The 16,246-nt window shown below is 41.7% G+C and carries 14 protein-coding genes, 2 tRNA genes and 1 pseudogene; 6 read left to right on the top strand and 11 right to left on the bottom strand.

The window, feature by feature from the left end; all coding sequences use genetic code 11:
• Window positions 1-308: 308 nt before the first annotated feature.
• Window positions 309-593: a DUF1214 domain-containing protein gene (locus tag IM319_RS16820; protein ID WP_287675738.1), complete on the bottom strand. Its 285-nt coding sequence runs from the start codon at window positions 591-593 to the stop codon at window positions 309-311.
• A 162-nt stretch (window positions 594-755) separates the two neighbouring features.
• Between IM319_RS16820 and IM319_RS16815 the strand changes: the two genes are divergently transcribed.
• On the top strand, window positions 756-1,295 hold the full coding sequence (locus IM319_RS16815) for a hypothetical protein (protein ID WP_287675737.1): 540 nt from the start codon (window positions 756-758) through the stop codon (window positions 1,293-1,295).
• A 393-nt stretch (window positions 1,296-1,688) separates the two neighbouring features.
• Window positions 1,689-2,174: pseudogene (locus IM319_RS22760) on the top strand (REP-associated tyrosine transposase); the annotation flags it as partial.
• Here IM319_RS22760 and IM319_RS16805 read toward each other — a convergent pair.
• The 7 genes from IM319_RS16805 to IM319_RS16775 form a co-directional block, all read right to left on the bottom strand.
• The gene (locus IM319_RS16805; protein WP_287736357.1) at window positions 2,130-2,630 is read right to left on the bottom strand and encodes a DUF1254 domain-containing protein; all 501 of its coding nucleotides are present in this window, start codon (window positions 2,628-2,630) and stop codon (window positions 2,130-2,132) included. The pseudogene IM319_RS22760 and the gene IM319_RS16805 overlap by 45 nt on opposite strands.
• A 16-nt stretch (window positions 2,631-2,646) precedes the next feature.
• Window positions 2,647-3,636 (bottom strand): adenine-specific methyltransferase EcoRI family protein, encoded by a 990-nt coding sequence (locus IM319_RS16800; protein ID WP_287736355.1) that lies wholly within the window; start codon window positions 3,634-3,636, stop codon window positions 2,647-2,649.
• Window positions 3,637-3,675: 39 nt separating this feature from the next.
• Complete coding sequence (locus tag IM319_RS16795; protein WP_287736359.1) at window positions 3,676-3,840, bottom strand: EcoRI family type II restriction endonuclease; 165 nt, start codon at window positions 3,838-3,840, stop codon at window positions 3,676-3,678.
• 104 nt (window positions 3,841-3,944) lie between these two features.
• The gene (locus tag IM319_RS16790; protein ID WP_287736354.1) at window positions 3,945-4,286 is read right to left on the bottom strand and encodes a type II toxin-antitoxin system PemK/MazF family toxin; all 342 of its coding nucleotides are present in this window, start codon (window positions 4,284-4,286) and stop codon (window positions 3,945-3,947) included.
• Window positions 4,283-4,516 (bottom strand): hypothetical protein, encoded by a 234-nt coding sequence (locus IM319_RS16785; protein ID WP_287736353.1) that lies wholly within the window; start codon window positions 4,514-4,516, stop codon window positions 4,283-4,285. The genes IM319_RS16790 and IM319_RS16785 overlap by 4 nt, the downstream gene beginning before the upstream one ends.
• 183 nt (window positions 4,517-4,699) lie before the next feature.
• Complete coding sequence (locus tag IM319_RS16780; protein WP_287736351.1) at window positions 4,700-5,101, bottom strand: hypothetical protein; 402 nt, start codon at window positions 5,099-5,101, stop codon at window positions 4,700-4,702.
• Between the two features lie 310 nt (window positions 5,102-5,411).
• A complete protein-coding gene (locus IM319_RS16775; RefSeq protein ID WP_287736350.1) occupies window positions 5,412-5,885 on the bottom strand; it encodes a hypothetical protein in 474 nt (157 codons plus the stop codon).
• Window positions 5,886-6,031: 146 nt separating this feature from the next.
• Here IM319_RS16775 and IM319_RS16770 point away from each other — a divergent pair.
• Window positions 6,032-6,103, top strand: a tRNA-Asn gene (locus IM319_RS16770).
• Between the two features lie 52 nt (window positions 6,104-6,155).
• Here IM319_RS16770 and IM319_RS16765 read toward each other — a convergent pair.
• Together IM319_RS16765 and IM319_RS16760 are read right to left on the bottom strand one after the other, a co-directional pair.
• Complete coding sequence (locus IM319_RS16765) at window positions 6,156-7,415, bottom strand: M16 family metallopeptidase (RefSeq protein ID WP_287736349.1); 1,260 nt, start codon at window positions 7,413-7,415, stop codon at window positions 6,156-6,158.
• A gap of 3 nt (window positions 7,416-7,418) precedes the next feature.
• Window positions 7,419-8,696 (bottom strand): M16 family metallopeptidase, encoded by a 1,278-nt coding sequence (locus tag IM319_RS16760; RefSeq protein WP_287736347.1) that lies wholly within the window; start codon window positions 8,694-8,696, stop codon window positions 7,419-7,421.
• A 481-nt stretch (window positions 8,697-9,177) separates the two neighbouring features.
• On the opposite strand from IM319_RS16760, the gene IM319_RS16755 reads away from it, so the two are divergent.
• The 3 genes from IM319_RS16755 to IM319_RS16745 all read left to right on the top strand — a co-directional run bounded on the left by IM319_RS16755 (window position 9,178) and on the right by IM319_RS16745 (window position 12,307).
• A complete protein-coding gene (locus IM319_RS16755) occupies window positions 9,178-11,007 on the top strand; it encodes a tetratricopeptide repeat protein (RefSeq protein WP_287736346.1) in 1,830 nt (609 codons plus the stop codon).
• A complete protein-coding gene (locus tag IM319_RS16750) occupies window positions 11,007-12,104 on the top strand; it encodes a glycosyltransferase family 4 protein (RefSeq protein ID WP_287686368.1) in 1,098 nt (365 codons plus the stop codon). The genes IM319_RS16755 and IM319_RS16750 overlap by 1 nt, the downstream gene beginning before the upstream one ends.
• A gap of 116 nt (window positions 12,105-12,220) precedes the next feature.
• A tRNA-Ser gene (locus tag IM319_RS16745) sits at window positions 12,221-12,307 on the top strand.
• Between the two features lie 99 nt (window positions 12,308-12,406).
• Here the strand turns inward: IM319_RS16745 and mfd are convergent.
• Complete coding sequence (gene mfd, locus IM319_RS16740) at window positions 12,407-15,904, bottom strand: transcription-repair coupling factor (RefSeq protein ID WP_287736345.1); 3,498 nt, start codon at window positions 15,902-15,904, stop codon at window positions 12,407-12,409.
• Window positions 15,905-16,246: the final 342 nt, after the last annotated feature.

The raw sequence follows: 16,246 nt of genomic DNA, 5'->3' as shown, positions 1-16,246 counted from the left end.
AATCTCATGTTCAACCTTATTTCCTAGAAAGTTTTACTCGTTCAGGGCCGAATTTGAAGTCTTTTCTGAACGAAACCCCCTACTATCTGTTGTCAAGGTTCAGTTTTTAGCTTGGTTATCGCTTTTTCCATTGTAGCTTAAAGCCGTCCTCAAAGGACGGGGTTTTAACCCAAATTTTCGATAAGCCAAATCGGATTAATGCGATCGCATACTTAAAAAACTGCTTTCTAGGAGTGCGATCGCGTATAGAAATTTCAAACAAAACTATATATCGGCGATCGCACTATGAAAAAATATTCTGGATAGGGCTATTTCAATAACTCGATCTCCCCTGGTCGCCAAGTCTTGTCAAACCAAGGCTCAAGCGGGCCATAAAGCCGAAGAATTGTATTCCAACCCGTGCCCGGATTTGTTTGTACCCAATTATTCTCCTTGCCAGCAGGCGGTTTCGGCCCGAAATAGATATCCACAGAACCATCAGCATTAACCAAAAGCCCCTTAGTCTGACTACCGACACTGGGAAACTGTTGATCCGTCTGAATCTGCGATCGCGTTTGGTTGCTGTAAAGAATAACTGACCAGAATAGTAGCACGGTAGGATGTGTTAGCGTAACGCATAATAATTACAAATTCATCATGATTAAAAGCAAAAAGGCCCGTTAAGTAACGCACCTGACTTTGGCTTGATCTATTCGGAGCTTTTTCCAATGGGTTACAATGCCAATAAATAGATAATCTACGAACTAGGAGCGTCCATGGACATAGAGACCAAGAACGATCTCATAGAAGAAATTCTCGCTGCATGGAAAGACCGAATCGGTGATGACTACTTGGGTTACAGGGGTCATGTCTATCGAATGTTCAATTTCTGTTTGGCCCTCCATTCCTGCACCGAAGAAGAAAAGACCAAGTTGGCGATCGCCGCCTGCTTTCACGATCTAGGTCTTTGGTCGGCTCATACCGTGGACTACATCCCACCTTCGGTGTCTGAAGTAAAGAGGTACTTATCCGAAACCGGGCAACAGGAATGGTCTGAGGAAATTGGACTAATGGTCGAGATGCACCACAAGGTTCGCACCTACAAGACAGACCGCTATCCGCTGGTGGAACTCTTCAGAAGGGGCGATTTAGTTGATTTCTCCCTTGGTTTCTTTAAGTTCGGCATTCCTGCCGCCTATGTGAGCGAGGTCAAAAAGGCCATTCCAAATAAGGGATTTCACCGCTTTCTCATAAAAGGCGCACGCGAGTGGTTTGCAAAACATCCCTTCAGTCCACCACCCTTTATGAAGTGGTAATGCGATCGCTGATGGCGTAGGATGGGTTAGGGATGATTAAGGCGATCCCTTGTGGGCATGGCCAAATCACCAATAACATCAGCTAAAATCATTGAACTCACGGTGCGCTCATTTCTCAAACCGAAAATTTGATAAATTGTCTCAAATGCACTCTAGCAAACGCATTGAGCGTTCTAATCGAATATTTATTAGTACAAAAAGACCATTTTGAGGTTAACGAATTGATTAGGGTTTGAGCGAGCCAATCAGCGATCGCCCTCTCAGCAATGTTATGCTTACCTTATTCGCTAAAAAGCATACAGAATAAAGGTTACAGTTTGGTAGGTTGGGTTTCGTGCCTCAACCCAATGCCAGTCGAGTAAACATCAGTCCAATAAATGTTATTCTAACTTGATGCAATATCGTAGGGCAAAAACACCAGGAGCAACTTATTTTTTTACGGTGGTGACATACAATCGCCACAAAATTTTGTGTGAACCTGAAAATGTGGATTTACTACGAAATGCTTTTAAATATGTCATGGGACAACATCATTTTAAGATTGATGCTATTGTCATTTTACCAGATCACATTCATGCTCTTTGGACATTGCCTGAAACAGATGCAGATTTTTCAACTCGTTGGCGATTAATTAAAAGTTATTTTAGCCGTCAATGTCATCCTCAATATCAGGGTAAAATTTCAACATCTCGACAACATAAAAAAGAAAAGGCTATTTGGCAACGCCGATTTTGGGAGCATCAAGTTCGAGATGGTCGCCAAGGGCGCGCCTACGGCGATCGAGATTTTGTTAATCATATCGAATACATTCATTATAATCCCGTGCATCATGGATTAGTAAATGCTCCAAAAGATTGGCAATATTCCAGTTTTCATCGTTCCTTTTTGAATACCGATAGAGGCATAATAACCCAGTCGAATTTGATCGAGGGACTCACTCGGCTCTTCCTGTACCACTTGATTGAGCAGTTCCCAGAACCGATAATCGGCGGGTGCAACAGTATTAAACGGCTTACCCGACATATTCACAAAATTTAAGGCGGGGGGATTGTTCGCACTACTTAAAGGATAAATTTTCGTGTTCTTTGTCACCAACTCAACCCCCGGTTTCGGGTCGCCCTTGACCAAAAAACTGCGCCAAGGAATCCAAATATTAAAGGTCGGTGATTTCACCACGTTGTAACCCGATGGAATTTCTCCTTTGTAGCCTGGAGGTAAAAAGAGGTACTTTCCGCCTTCGCCTTGATCGGGGCCAGTAATGCCCACATCAATTACCCAGCGAAACCAAATATCATTAACAGTTCCTAATACTTTCGGAGGGACTTCTAAAACCAACGGCCCCTGAGTGAGATCAAGCCACGTCCAATTGTATTCGTTTATTCTTGATTAGTATTCTAAAATACGGACATTTCCCATTTACTGATAAATCTTTATCATCATTCCCTTTCCTGAATTTAATTATTTCAAATTGGTCGGGATTGAATTTATGTAAAAATGTTATTGGTACACCCATAACCCCCTTGAAGTCTAAGGGAATGTCTTGGGTTTTATTTACATTAATTCCATCATAATTGTCATATTTTGGATATTCAGCTTCATTGCCAAAATATCTTTTTGTGAGAGCTATATCTTCATGTCGTTTTGATATGTCTAAGTTTGTTAACCATAAACAATTATTTGGAGAAACTATTCTATTTCCAGAATTGTCAATACGAGCCTCTGTTCCATAAAGTTCATATTGTTCGGGAACAATGAAACCAGAAATACCTCTACCAAGATTTATTCCTAACCAGGCTTTGTTTTCTTTAATTAGTTTGAAAATTTCTTTATAGGTTATTGCATTAATATTGCCAATTATCAAAAACTTTTTGTCGTATTTAACTAATTGAGCTACATATTCTCTGAATAATGAAAATGGGGGATTGGTAACAACAATATCGGACTTATTTAATAGTTCAATACTTTCAGGACTACGAAAATCCCCATCCCCATTAAAGTAAACAATGTCAGTTGAACTAGGTTTATTTTTTTCTCTCTCTGTATCTGTATATTCAAAGAAAAAACCCTTTTCATCTTCTTCTCTATTAAATAAATCTCTCCCTTGTTCTCGATAACAAGATGTTATTATTTTTTTTAGACCTAATTTTTGGAAGTTTGAGGCAAAATACTTAAAAAAGTTACTAATTCGGGGGTCATCGCAATTGCAATAAACTACTTTATTTTCAAAATGACTTTCATAATATTGCAACTCGCTTTCTATATCTGAAAGTTGTGTATAAAACTCGTCACTTTTTGATTTTTTAGCATTTTGCAATAATTTATTTGTTGCATTTCTTGCCATTTTCAATCTTTTTTGATTTAATAAATATTTTGTTTTTAGTTATTTACTTTTGGTTATCTGATTAAATATTTCACTGCCTAATACTTGAAGAGAGGTTTTAGAAATTTCAAGCATAATATCAAGCATTTTTTTGATAAGTAGGGAGGCACAATTATTTCTAGGACGGTTAGCGGTAACGTAACATGAACGTAGGTTGGTTTTCATGCTTCTAACTTCACAGTTTCCATCAATGTGCATGGTGCGTTCCCCAAAATCGAGCGCTGGAGTAGCAGAACTTGCATTAGGGAACGCACCCTACAGCACTAATTTTATTTTCTTAGCCAATTGATTAAAAGATTTTTAATACGTATTAGTCTTTCTGGTGAGATATTTCCTAAACGTGCATTGATTACAGATGATTCGACACTTGTTAATCGTCCTAGCCGAATTAAAGAAGCCACTTTAAGTCCAGTAATAATATAGTCAGAATCTGAGGTATTAATAATTTCGTCAAATCCTAAAGTAGCTTGATGGAGACGAGAAGAAATTAAAGCAAGTAATAAATCACGATGGCGACTTGGTGAAATAGCAATAATTAAAGCTGGACGCAGTTTTCCCGATTTCAAGTCTGCTTGAGGAAAACGAATTAGAACAATATCACCTGGTTTCATGGTTGATAAATTTCTTGAGCATCTGCTAGGGAATATTCAATTTCATCTCCTTCTTTGAAAAATTGCTCTAATGAAAATTTTTGCCAGTCTTCATCTTGCCAGTTAGTATATTCTGAAATGTTGTTTGGCTCAGTGGAAATTAATCGGGTAAAGTTGGCAATTTTTTCAACAATGTCATCAGGTAATCGGTCAATCTGTTGGTGAAGTTCTTCACGAATTGTAGCAGACATAAGTTAAATTATTTGATTAAGGTGTACAGTGGATATTATTGATTGTAACTCAGATATTGGCTGGTAATTTGGGAAAAAGTAATGTTCGGTTTCATGCTTCAATCCAACCTACGTTCATCTTATATTTAATTCTACCCACCCACTAACTTCACAGCTTCAATAGCGATCTCACTTCCCATTGTCCTAATCTAAAACAATAGTGGTTCCTGTCCTAAAAGCACGATAACGACCTCTGTTAGGAACTTCAATGATTTCACCGTAGCCTTCTCTTAGACAAAAATTGAAGGGATCATTTGGAGCTTTTTTGCATTTACCGCATTCATGCCAGCCATCTCCAGTATTGTTATCGTATCTACACTTTTTGTTAGAAACTGGAATAAAACAATTCATAAAATTTTGACTATTTGGAGTATTGCCAAAACTACCCTGAAGTGGAGGAGAAATACGATATCGCCATTGACCATCCATTGTTTTATAACTTTCGCATTTATAAGTTTTTGGCTTGGCTTGAACAGGAGTTGATGATGCTGGCCTGGCTACAAGAAATGTAGCCAGTATGGAAACACTCAAAAGTTTGCAAATCATAAAAACTACCTTGTATTTGTCTTAATTCTTTGACTCAAACTCTGTCTAACTACATATTATACAGAAACTTTCTGTATAACAGTTCTCAGAGTAATGATATGGGTCAACTTTCGGCATACTACCCCATTTTAGCGCAATCGCCGGAACTTTTCCCCATATCATACCGAAGAGCGTATTAGTCAGATTAAACAACCTCTTTTAAGTAGATTCCTAACAACAAGCTGAAATAAAATAGACTTTTCGGGAAGTCTAGCACTAAGTCTTCAATCCACCCGACAATTAACTAATTTTCAGGGCAAAAGTGTCCTATTTATTGGTGTACTTGCAGATGAAGGACATAATGACCTAAAATCAGCTTATCTGACCATAATTCGTACTCTAGACGCAAATATTCGGGGAGATTATTCCCCTCTAATTGGAGACTACGGGTATAGTTGCGGACGCGAAAAGCGTCACCCGGTTGAGAACTTTCGGCATTTAACCAGTAGCGACTGACACCAAAAACCCCTTGTTCCCAAAAATGACGATAGGAAAATCTTCCCTGGCCCTGCATGGTCATAATTACCCGATTGGCCGAAATTTCTAGCCAAATTAATTTATTTTGCTTATTTTTGGGTTTAAGTGTCTCTATTTCTGGGAGAGCGACCAGTGGTTGATTGAGGAGAAGATGAAACCGGTGGCGATCCTTTTGGTAGAGGGTAGCGGCAGTCTCTAAAGTGGAGAGGATGGGTAGATCTGTCGAGAGCAGACATAGGGAGACGGGACGGCGGTGATGGGCAAGCATAGACTAGACTTAATGGTGTCCTTATCTCCACAATAGTTGATTCTCCGCCTACCGCTACCGGCACCGGAAATTTTTTTAGAAAAAATCCAGAAAGCACTTGCATTATTGAGGGACTTATGATTATAATTATTAATTGTGAGTAACTTTCCTCGGTAGCTCAGTGGTAGAGCGGTCGGCTGTTAACCGATTGGTCGTAGGTTCGAATCCCACCCGGGGAGTTAATCGAAAATAGCAGCAGCAATACTTTCTTGTTGCTGCTTTTTGATCTCACTAGAGAATTTCAGCGATCGCATTTTCTGGACCGACTAAAGAAATGTAAGGATTTTGAAAATATTTACTGGCTACCGATCGCGCTTGTTCAGGAGTAATCTGATTAATAGAATCCAGGAAAGTGCGATCGAATTCAATCCCCAAACCTAAGCTTTCATACCAACCGTATAATTGAGCGATTTCGGCGTTAGTTTGTTTACCGAGAGCATATTGACCCAATAACTTATTTTTAGCTGACTGTAACTCCTCCTCACTCAAAGTTACTTTATATAACCTTTCTGCTTCCTGACGCAATCCCGACACGGCGATCGCTGTATTTTGGGGTGCAGTACCCATATAAATGACAAATTGGGAAGAATCGAGACGGGTGGGATAAAAAGAGGAAACATCGTAAGCTAATCCCCGTTTTTCTCGCAATTCCACGAATAAACGACTAGATAACCCATTCCCCAGATAGGTACTCAATAATTTTAAAACGGGATAATCATCCTCTTGTACAGAAGACCCGGGGTATCCTAACATAACGATCGCCTGTTGACTAGCTTGGACGGTAGTTAAACAGGTAGGCTGAAAATCAAAAGCGGCCGGGGGTAAACTAGATAAAGGAAGATCGGGAATTGACCAACTGCCAAAAATTTCCGTCACTGCTTTTACCGCTTCCTCTAGGGTAATACGACCGGAAAGACTAATCACCAAGTTATCGGGACGGAAAAAGCGACTATGATAGGCCTGCATATCCTCCCGTTGCAATTGAGAAACCGTTGCCTCCGTACCCAATAAAGACATACCATAGGGATGATCGGGGTACATAGCTGCGCGTAATTGATTAAAAGCGACGTTAAAAGGCTGTTCCAATTGAGAGCGAATGCTTTGACGGGTGATATTTTTCTCTAATTCGATTTCTGGGGGTGGAAAACTGGGAAAACGAATAATTTCCGCCGCTAGACGCAATATATCTAAAAAATCCTTGGTAACAGTCTTTAAACTAACCACAAAATAATCAGTCCCCGTGTCCGCGCTTAAACCGGCCCCCGTGGACTCAACGCGATCGGCAATTTCTAGGGAAGATAACTTTTCTGTACCTTTGGTGAGCAGCACTGCTAAAAGACGAAATAAACCCGCTTTTTCGGGTTTTTCCCAACGAGTACCCGCATTTTTGAGGAAAATCCTCCCAGCAACCAACTCCACGGCCGTATTTTCCATCACTAAAAGGGTGATGCCATTTTCTAAGATTAAGCGGTGAATGGGAGAAGCGGACATCGTTTATTCACAGGGTTGCATTACTGTAATAGCATATCGCTCCGGGGAGAGATACTGACGAGCGAGACGCTGTAGATCTGACGGTTGCAAACTTTGGATAACTTGGGGATAGATCGTTGCTAGGTCGGCAGCTCTCAGGGTTTGATAATATCCATAGAGTCCCGCTAATTGGCCCGGGGTTTCTGTGGAGAAAATATAATCGTTAGTTAATAACTGTTGAGTGCGGTGTAATTCTTCGGGGGTGACGGGATCATCGTGCAGATGTTGGATATGTTCACAGATAATAGCTTCAATTGCCGCGGTTTGTGAGCTAGATAGGCAAGCACCGATGGTAAAGAGACTGGAATCTCGTTGCAGGGAAAAATTACTGTTAATATCGAGGACGATTTGCGCTTCTTCCCGCAGCTGTCGCACTAACCGCGAACAGCGTCCCCCGGCAAGAATTACAGAAATCAAGTCTAATCCAAAGGCATCTTCTAGGCGCTCGCATCCTGGTCCCATCCATCCCATCAAGAGACGAGAATGTTCTAGGTGGGGTAAATATACTTGGGAACGACGAATTTCGATCAGGGGGGGTTCGGCAGCCACTAGATTCGCAGGAGATTCCGAGGGGACGGGAAATTCCCGAAAAGATTGCCGGATAATTTCTAAAGCTGGTTGGGGTTCAATTCCCCCGATAATCGCCACACACATATTTTCCGGTTGATAATAGGTGCGATGGAAACAGCGCATTTGATTGGGGGTTAATTGCTCTAAACAGGGTTGATCGCCTAGAATAGAGCGTCCGTAGGGATGGTTTTGATAGATACTTCCGCAGAGGGTTTGGTAGGCAATCCAATCGGGATCATCATAACAGGCCCGTAATTCTTCTAAAACTACATCTTTTTCCCGATAGAATTCCTCGTCGTCAATCTCAGCATGGAGGAGAATTTCTGCCAGATGGGGTAGGGTATGTTCAATTTGATCCACACTGCTGGTGAGATAGAAGTGTGCATAATCGTGACTGGTGGCAGCGTTGGTCATTCCGCCACAATTTTCGATTAAATAGTCAAAGAGTCCGGGGGGAAGTTTTTTCGTCCCCTTAAAGATCATGTGTTCGAGAAAATGGGCCATACCTAACCATGGATCGGGTTCAGCGATCGCACCTGCTTTCACCCACACATCCACCACCACCACAGGAGTCACGGGTAAATACTGATGAATTACGGTTAAGCCGTCATCTAATTGCCATACCTGAGCGGGAAAAGAACTCGTTTGACACTGCGCTATCGACTTGATCAATGTCCGTTAACCAGATTTTTTGTTAAATTCTATACATAGATTATCTTATCTCTTGCCTGCTCTACCATTAAAAAAATTTTGTCATGATTTCTAGACAATTCCCCCAAATATCAGCCTTATCGGTGCTCAGTGATCAGTTATCAGATGTGAGTTTTCGGTTCACTGATTACTGTTTACTGTTTACCGCTCCCTAATTAGGGTTTGCTGGATAAATCTAAAAACATTGTTCGATAAGACTTTTAGACTTTTTGTCAATCAAAAAGTGCCAGCGATTGGAGTGATTGGGGGGAAAATTCAGGGACTTTTTCCCTGAAAATTAGGTAATTGACCACCTGAAAATCGCTAAAACCCCACACCCCACACCCCACACCCCAACCCCCAACCCCCAACCCCCAACCCCCAACCCCCAACCCCCACCGAAAAACTTTTTCAGCAGACCCTAATTACTGATTACTGTTTACTGATAACTGAAAAACCCCCTATGACAGACAATAGAGATAACTTCAACGAAACTTATAATGCACTAATTGATCGCATTGTCAATCTAACTTTAGAAGGAAAAATTAGGGCTAAATCACAGGTTTATAACCTTTTAGTCGAGGGACTAAAAAATGGCACAGGAGAAATTTTTGAGCGTTGTTTAACAGAAAAAATGATCCTTACTCGCTCACAGTTAGAAACAAAAATTAAAGCGACTAGGGTTTTGCGGGCCCTGGAAACAATCGAAAGTGAATGGGAAAAATATCAAAAAAACAATCAGCAAAATTCTCTCACTGCAGCGGCGATCGATAATCTGGTGAAAATCGATCGAGAGGATCGTTTACTGACTTTAGTAAATTTAATTGATCCCAATCAAAATAATGCTTTAACCCTAGAACAATTGCAACAGTTAGCCAAGAATTTACAGACAATTTCTCAGCAGCGGGGAGAAGCGGATTTATGGCAAATTGCCACAGGGATTAATTTGGGGTTAAATACTTGGTCAAATTTATCGAGTTATCTCACCAGTTGGCTCTACGAACAAAATCGCAATCTTGGTTTTACTAATGATAATGAGCGAGTGACTCCTTGGCAAATTTGGGCAAGTAAAGTTAATCCCTCTTGGTTAAAACGAGTCTTAGAAAGTTTAGCTAATCAACAAGCTTTTGATCCTCTCACTCAAGATTTAACTTTAACCGATTGGGTAGAAACTGCTATTGTTTTTCAATATATCCAAAGAGGACTAATTAACTTTTTTGATCAGCGCATCTATAGCGAAAAATTAGGAGCCAAATTATCCATTTCTACCTTTCTCACCTTCGCTTTAATTTGGTCGCTGTTAACCAATAGTTTCGAGCAAGTTAGTAAAAATTCCCTCTATAGTCGCGGCTGTTTTCAGATGGCTTTACAAATTCTGAGAACCTTTGCTCAACGGGACTATTTTCCTTTATACGGAGGAATTTTTGCCTCCTTTTCTGGCAGTTATCTCAAGGATGCGTTAGACTATTTATCAATTCCTCTGCGTTATGTGGAAGGCACGGGAGAAAAGGCGAGAATTTTAACTTTAATTGCCTATTCTAATCGCATTCGTTGCGACTATCCACAGGCCAGAGAATGTCATCAACAAGCTTTAGAAATTGCTCGTCAACAACAGGATTCTGCTTGTGAAATAGCTAATTTAAACCATTTATCCCGTCTCAATGCTATCCAGAAAAACTATGCAGAAGCAATTAATTTAAGTCAGAGAGCTTTAATTTTAAGTCGTCAACAGGGTAATAGTTTAGGACAGGCTAACGCTTTAGCTAATTTGGGTTATAGTCAGGTACAGGAAGCACAACAGTTAGAGAGATATGATCCCGAAATTTATCAAAGTTCGATCGAGTATTTAAACCAGGGATTAAAGTTAGCGGAAAGTCTCCAAGATTGGCAGAGTAAATCCCTTTGTTGTAGCAGTTTAGGTCTAGCATATCTTATCCTCGAAAGACCCCAAGAAGCGATTAATATTCTCCTGCAAGGATTGGAATCGGCCAAATACTACGGAGATGTATATCTGCAAGGTTTATTACTAACTTATTTAGGCGAAGCTTACTATCAAGACAAGAATTTTGAACAGGCAATTTATATGGGTTCTCTAGGAATGTATTGGCTACACGAAATCGGTGCAGTAGAATGGCGACAAGCTGCTAGTCTATTAACGGTTATTTGCGGCAAAAATATCGCAGCTTTTGAGCAGAATTTCAGTCAGGAACGTTCCTCCCTGATTAAATCTATTGGACTGGAAGGCTACCAATATATCTCAGAAATCCTCAGCAAATATCAACAGGGTAATTAGTGAATACACAGCATAACTTATTAATTAATCTCTCGGTACTTTTTCCCCAACCCACGGGAATCAGTACCTACATTCTTAACCTCTTACCCTACCTGAAAAATTTAGAACCAACCCTACTAACAACTAATAGTTATCCCGACTTTAACTGTTATTCTATCCCCAAGAATCTCACCCCCGATCGAGGAGCGAAAGGTCATTTAAAACGCTTACTCTGGACTCAGTTTCGGTTATCGTCAATTTACCGACAATTAAACGCCAATTTACTCTTTTCTCCCCTCCCGGAAGCACCGATAAATTCTCCCTGTCGCTTTGTCGTCATGGTACACGATTTAATTCCCCTGCGGTTTCCCAGTTTTACTTCCCCCTTAACTCACTATTTCCGTTATTATGTGCCGCAGGTATTACAACAGGCAAAACATATTATCTGCAACTCTCAGGCAACGGCCAAAGATATCACTGAATATTATCAAATTCCCGCCGATAAAATTACTTCTATTCCCCTAGCCTACGATAATCATCACTTTCGCCCTATTGAAGATAATAAGCCAGAGCATCCCTATTTTCTCTATCTCGGTCGTCCCAATCCCTATAAAAATTTACCGCGTTTAATCGCCGCTTTTGCCCAACTGCCCCCAGATTTAACAGATTATCATCTTTGGATTGCCGGCAGCTTTGATCGCCGTTATACCCCCAATTTACAACAACAAGCGCAAGAATTAGCAGTCAGCGATCGCATTAAATTTCTCGATTATATCCCCTACGATCACCTACCCAAAGTTATCACTCAAGCCACTGCTTTAGTCTTCCCTAGTCTCTGGGAAGGCTTCGGATTGCCCGTTTTAGAGGCTATGGCCTGCGGTACACCCGTCATTACCTCAAATTTGTCATCTTTGCCCGAAGTCACGGCAACAGCGGCAATTTTAATCGATCCCTATCGAGTCGAGGCCCTAGCCGATGCCCTCAAAATTATCGCTCAAGATCGACAATTACACTCAAAATTAAGTCATCTAGGCAAAAAACGAGCCAATGAGTTTAGTTGGCAAAAAACTGGTCTAGCTACGGCCGCAATCTTAAATCAATATCTAGGGTCTGCTTAACTGACAGCGTTTCCCGTCCAGATGAAGTATAACCTGAGCGGTCATCGTCGGAAAAAGAAAAATAATTTGACAGATCGGCAGCATTTGCTGTAGGATTGATGATCGTGACCTTAATTGGAGAGATGGCCGAGCGGTTGAAGGCGCAGCACTGGAAATGCTGTTTAGGGGTAACTTTAACGAGGGTTCGAATCCCTCTCTCTCCGTTCCCAAAGCACCTCATATCTATGAGGTGCTTTTTATAGCAGTTAGACTCTTATTGATTATCTTCTCCCCACTCCCCACTTCCCACTCTCTTATACTTTTTAAACAGGATTTAGTCTAATTCCCGTCGGTAGGCCATTTTTACACTTAGCTAACCACTCCAATAAACTATCTAACTGCTGTGGTGGTTTTACCAATCCTAGACCCCTAACCGTCACCTGTTTGGGACTATAAACAAAGCGTGATCGTATATGTTGGGGTAGGTGTTCTTCTAATAATTTCCAAGCTGGTTCCTCCATGGGAGTTTCTAGGATAATATGCTGTTTTCCATCGGGTTTAATTCGCGAAAAACCGAGGGATTTAGCCAGATGTTTTAACTCGATTACCTTAAATAATTGTGCCACCGGTGCAGGAATTGCCCCGTATCTATCGACTAAATCGGCGGCAATTTGTCCTAAAGTTTTCTGAGAATTAGCAGTAGCGATCGCCCGATAGACATCCATTTTCTGCTCCAGATCGGATATATAATCATTAGGAATAAATGCCGTCAATTTCAGATCGATTTGGGTATCCTCCACTTGAGGAATTTCTTGACCTTGAATTTCCCGCAAAGCTTCCTGTAACATTTCCATATATAGATCAAAACCGATCGCTTCCATTTGTCCCGATTGTTCCGCACCCAATAAGTTACCCGCACCGCGAATTTCCAGATCCCTAGTCGCTAATTGATACCCCGATCCTAACTGGGTAAATTCTTGAATTGCCTTTAATCTTTCCCGAGCGGTTTCTGTTAGTTCTCCCTTGGCCGGATAAAGTAACCAAGCGTGCGCTTGTACTCCCGATCGCCCCACCCGTCCCCGCAGTTGATAGAGTTGCGCTAAACCGAATTTTTGGGCATCTTCAATGATAATCGTGTTAACTCTGGGAATATCTAACCCTGACTCCACAATAGTCGTACAGACTAAGATATCCGCTTCCCCATTATTAAAAGCTAACATGGTGGTCTCTAATTCGGACTCATCCATACGACCGTGGCCGATGGCAATTCTAGCACCCGGAATCATCCCTTGAATTGCTGCCGCTTTTTCTTCAATTCCCTCGATTCTGGGTACTACATAAAAAATCTGTCCCCCCCGATCCAATTCATTGCGAATTGCCGTTCTAATCACATCAGAATTATAACTAGAAAGGTGGGTTTGGATGGGACGACGAGAGGGAGGAGGTGTGGTAATTAAACTCATTTCTCGTACCCCAGAAAGGGACATATAAAGAGTCCGGGGAATCGGTGTCGCACTCAAAGTTAACACATCAATATTACTTTTAAAAGCCTTAATTTTTTCCTTTTGATTGACCCCAAAACGCTGTTCTTCATCAATTACCAATAATCCTAAATCTTTAAACTCCACCGCTTTACTCAATAACAACTGCGTCCCCACTACTATATCCAATTCCCCCGTTTTCAAGCGCTGGACGATATCTTTTTTCTCGGAATTGGTGCGAAAACGATTTAATAAACCCACATTAATGGGATAGGGAGCAAAACGTTCTTTCAGGGTGTGATAATGTTGTTGGGTTAAAATCGTTGTTGGTGCTAATAAAGCCACCTGTTTATGACCCGTGGTGACAGCTTTAAAAATAGCACGAATGGCCACTTCTGTCTTACCAAAACCCACATCCCCACAGACTAATCGATCCATCGGGCGATCGCTTTCTAAATCCCGTTTCACATCCTGTATCGCTTTCAGTTGATCAGCAGTGGGTTGGTAGGGAAAAGAATCCTCTAACTCCCGCTGCCAGGGATTATCCATCGGATAGGCAAAACCCGATTTTTGGGCGCGTTGGGCGTAAATATTGATTAAATCAACCGCTAACTTCTTAACCGACTTCCTAACGCGGGCTTTCGTCGCTTCCCACGCTTTGCCAGAGATTTTATGTAATTCAGGCGCTTGACTACCTGTATGACGATAACGGGAGAGATTATCGAGAGAATCGGCAGGAACCCGCAATAATCCATCGGCATACTTAATAACTAGATAATCTCGACCTTGCACTACTCCGCTAATTATGCTTTCCTGCTTTTCTAGTTTGATAAACTGCCCGATGCCATGGTGTTTATGTACTACAAAATCGAGGGGACGGAGTTTATTCACGTCCACCTGTACCGAGGCTGCTTGCCGACGTTTGCGGACGTAACCGGCAGTATTTAAAAGATGTTGCCCGAAGAACTCTCGATCGCTAACGACGACTATGCGATAGGTGGGGAGGATAAAACCTTCTAATTCAGCTAATCCTGAGTATTTTAGGGCTGTAGCGGTGTTTTGAATTATTAAGCGCTCGATCGCCCCAAAATCAAGGGGATTGGGGATAAATTGGGCCGGGCAGTCGTGTTCCTGTAATAACGAGACTGTGCGGGAGGGTTGGGCAGATATTAACCATGTAGCATACTTATTTACTTTAATACCGCTATAAATCTCTCTTTTTCCCCGTAAAATTTCCGCTAGTTTGGCGAATTGCCCCGCATTGGTGGGAATCGGACGACTGGAGAGATTAAGGCTATTTTCGGACAGGTGATCGTCTATTTCCGAGAGGTAGAGATGGGGAAATTTGGGCGATATTTCCAGAGATTCGCCAAAAGAACGGTGAATTTTCGGTAAAGGTGGTTCTATCTCTTGCCAGCGTTCCCCAATATATTCTATGCAGCGATCGCTTCTAGCTTGACAGCTTTCCAGTTCATCAAAGGCAATAAGAGTATTTTCGGGGAGATAATCCAATAAAGAAGCAGCTTGACGGAAGGCCAAGCCTAAAAATCGCTCAATTCCCTCTGGATAAATGCCATTAGCCAATTTTTCTCGATCTTCATCCCCTAGATAATCGGCCACTGTCGGGGGGAGAGAAGGGGCAATCATCGCCGCGAAGCTAGTGGGAGTAAGCAGCAGATTGGGGATAGAATCCAGCGATCTTTGGGTTGCAGGGTCAAATTCTCGCAATTTTTCCAATTCATCGCCGAAAAATTCTAACCTGACTGGTAATTCTGCCGAAACTGGGAAAATATCAACGATATCGCCGCGACGACTCCATTGCCCTTCGGTTTCTACCAGTGAAACCCGTTGATATCCTAATCTAGCTAGGGTTAGATCGAGGTTTTTGGCTTCTATAATCGTTCCTATCTCAAAATTATCGCTATATTTCTCGAAAACCTCCCTAGGGGGTAAATGGGGCTGCAGGGCCTTTTCGGTGGTAACGATCGCAATTCCGTCCTCTTGATGACTGATTGCCGATAATACCTGCATCTGTCCCCAAATCATCTCGGATTCCCGATTAAATGTCTCGTAGGGGCAAGCTTCCGAGGTGGGATAAAAGAAAACACCTTTCCACGTCATCGCTTCTAATTGGGCAGCCCAACGTGCCGCTTCTTCTAAATTGGCACAGATAATTAAAAGATTTTTTCCTTGACAACGGGCAAAAGCTGTGCTTATTAATCCTTTCGGTAAGCGGGCAAGGCCAGTTAGGGTTAAATTGCCGTTTTTCTCCAGTTTTTGGATAAGTTCGGCAGTTAGAGGCGATTTTTCAATGTTGCGAACAACGGAGGCAAAAGTCATTTTTTAGTGATCGGCTCTCGGTTTTTAGTTAGGGTCTGCTGAAAAAGTTTTTCGGTGGGGGTTGGGGGTTGGGGGGTGGGGGATGGGGGATGGGGGATGGGTTTTACCGATTTTCAGGTGGTCAGCTACCTAACTTTCAGGGAAAAAGTACCTGAATTTTCCCCCTGATCACTCCCATGCCTGGTACTTTTTGATTGACAAATAGTCTAAGAGTCTTATCCATCAAGGTTTTTAGATTTATTCAGCAGACCCTAAGTAGATTAACTAATCTCCAGTCAGTTTTTCTTGATTCCCCGACACCCTACACCCTGATCACTAAAAACCGATGAACCAATTAAACTT

The organism is Microcystis sp. M113S1, assembly GCF_020246945.1.
Classification (GTDB): Bacteria; Cyanobacteriota; Cyanobacteriia; order Cyanobacteriales; family Microcystaceae; genus Microcystis.
This window is presented reverse-complemented; position numbering and strand designations above follow the sequence as displayed.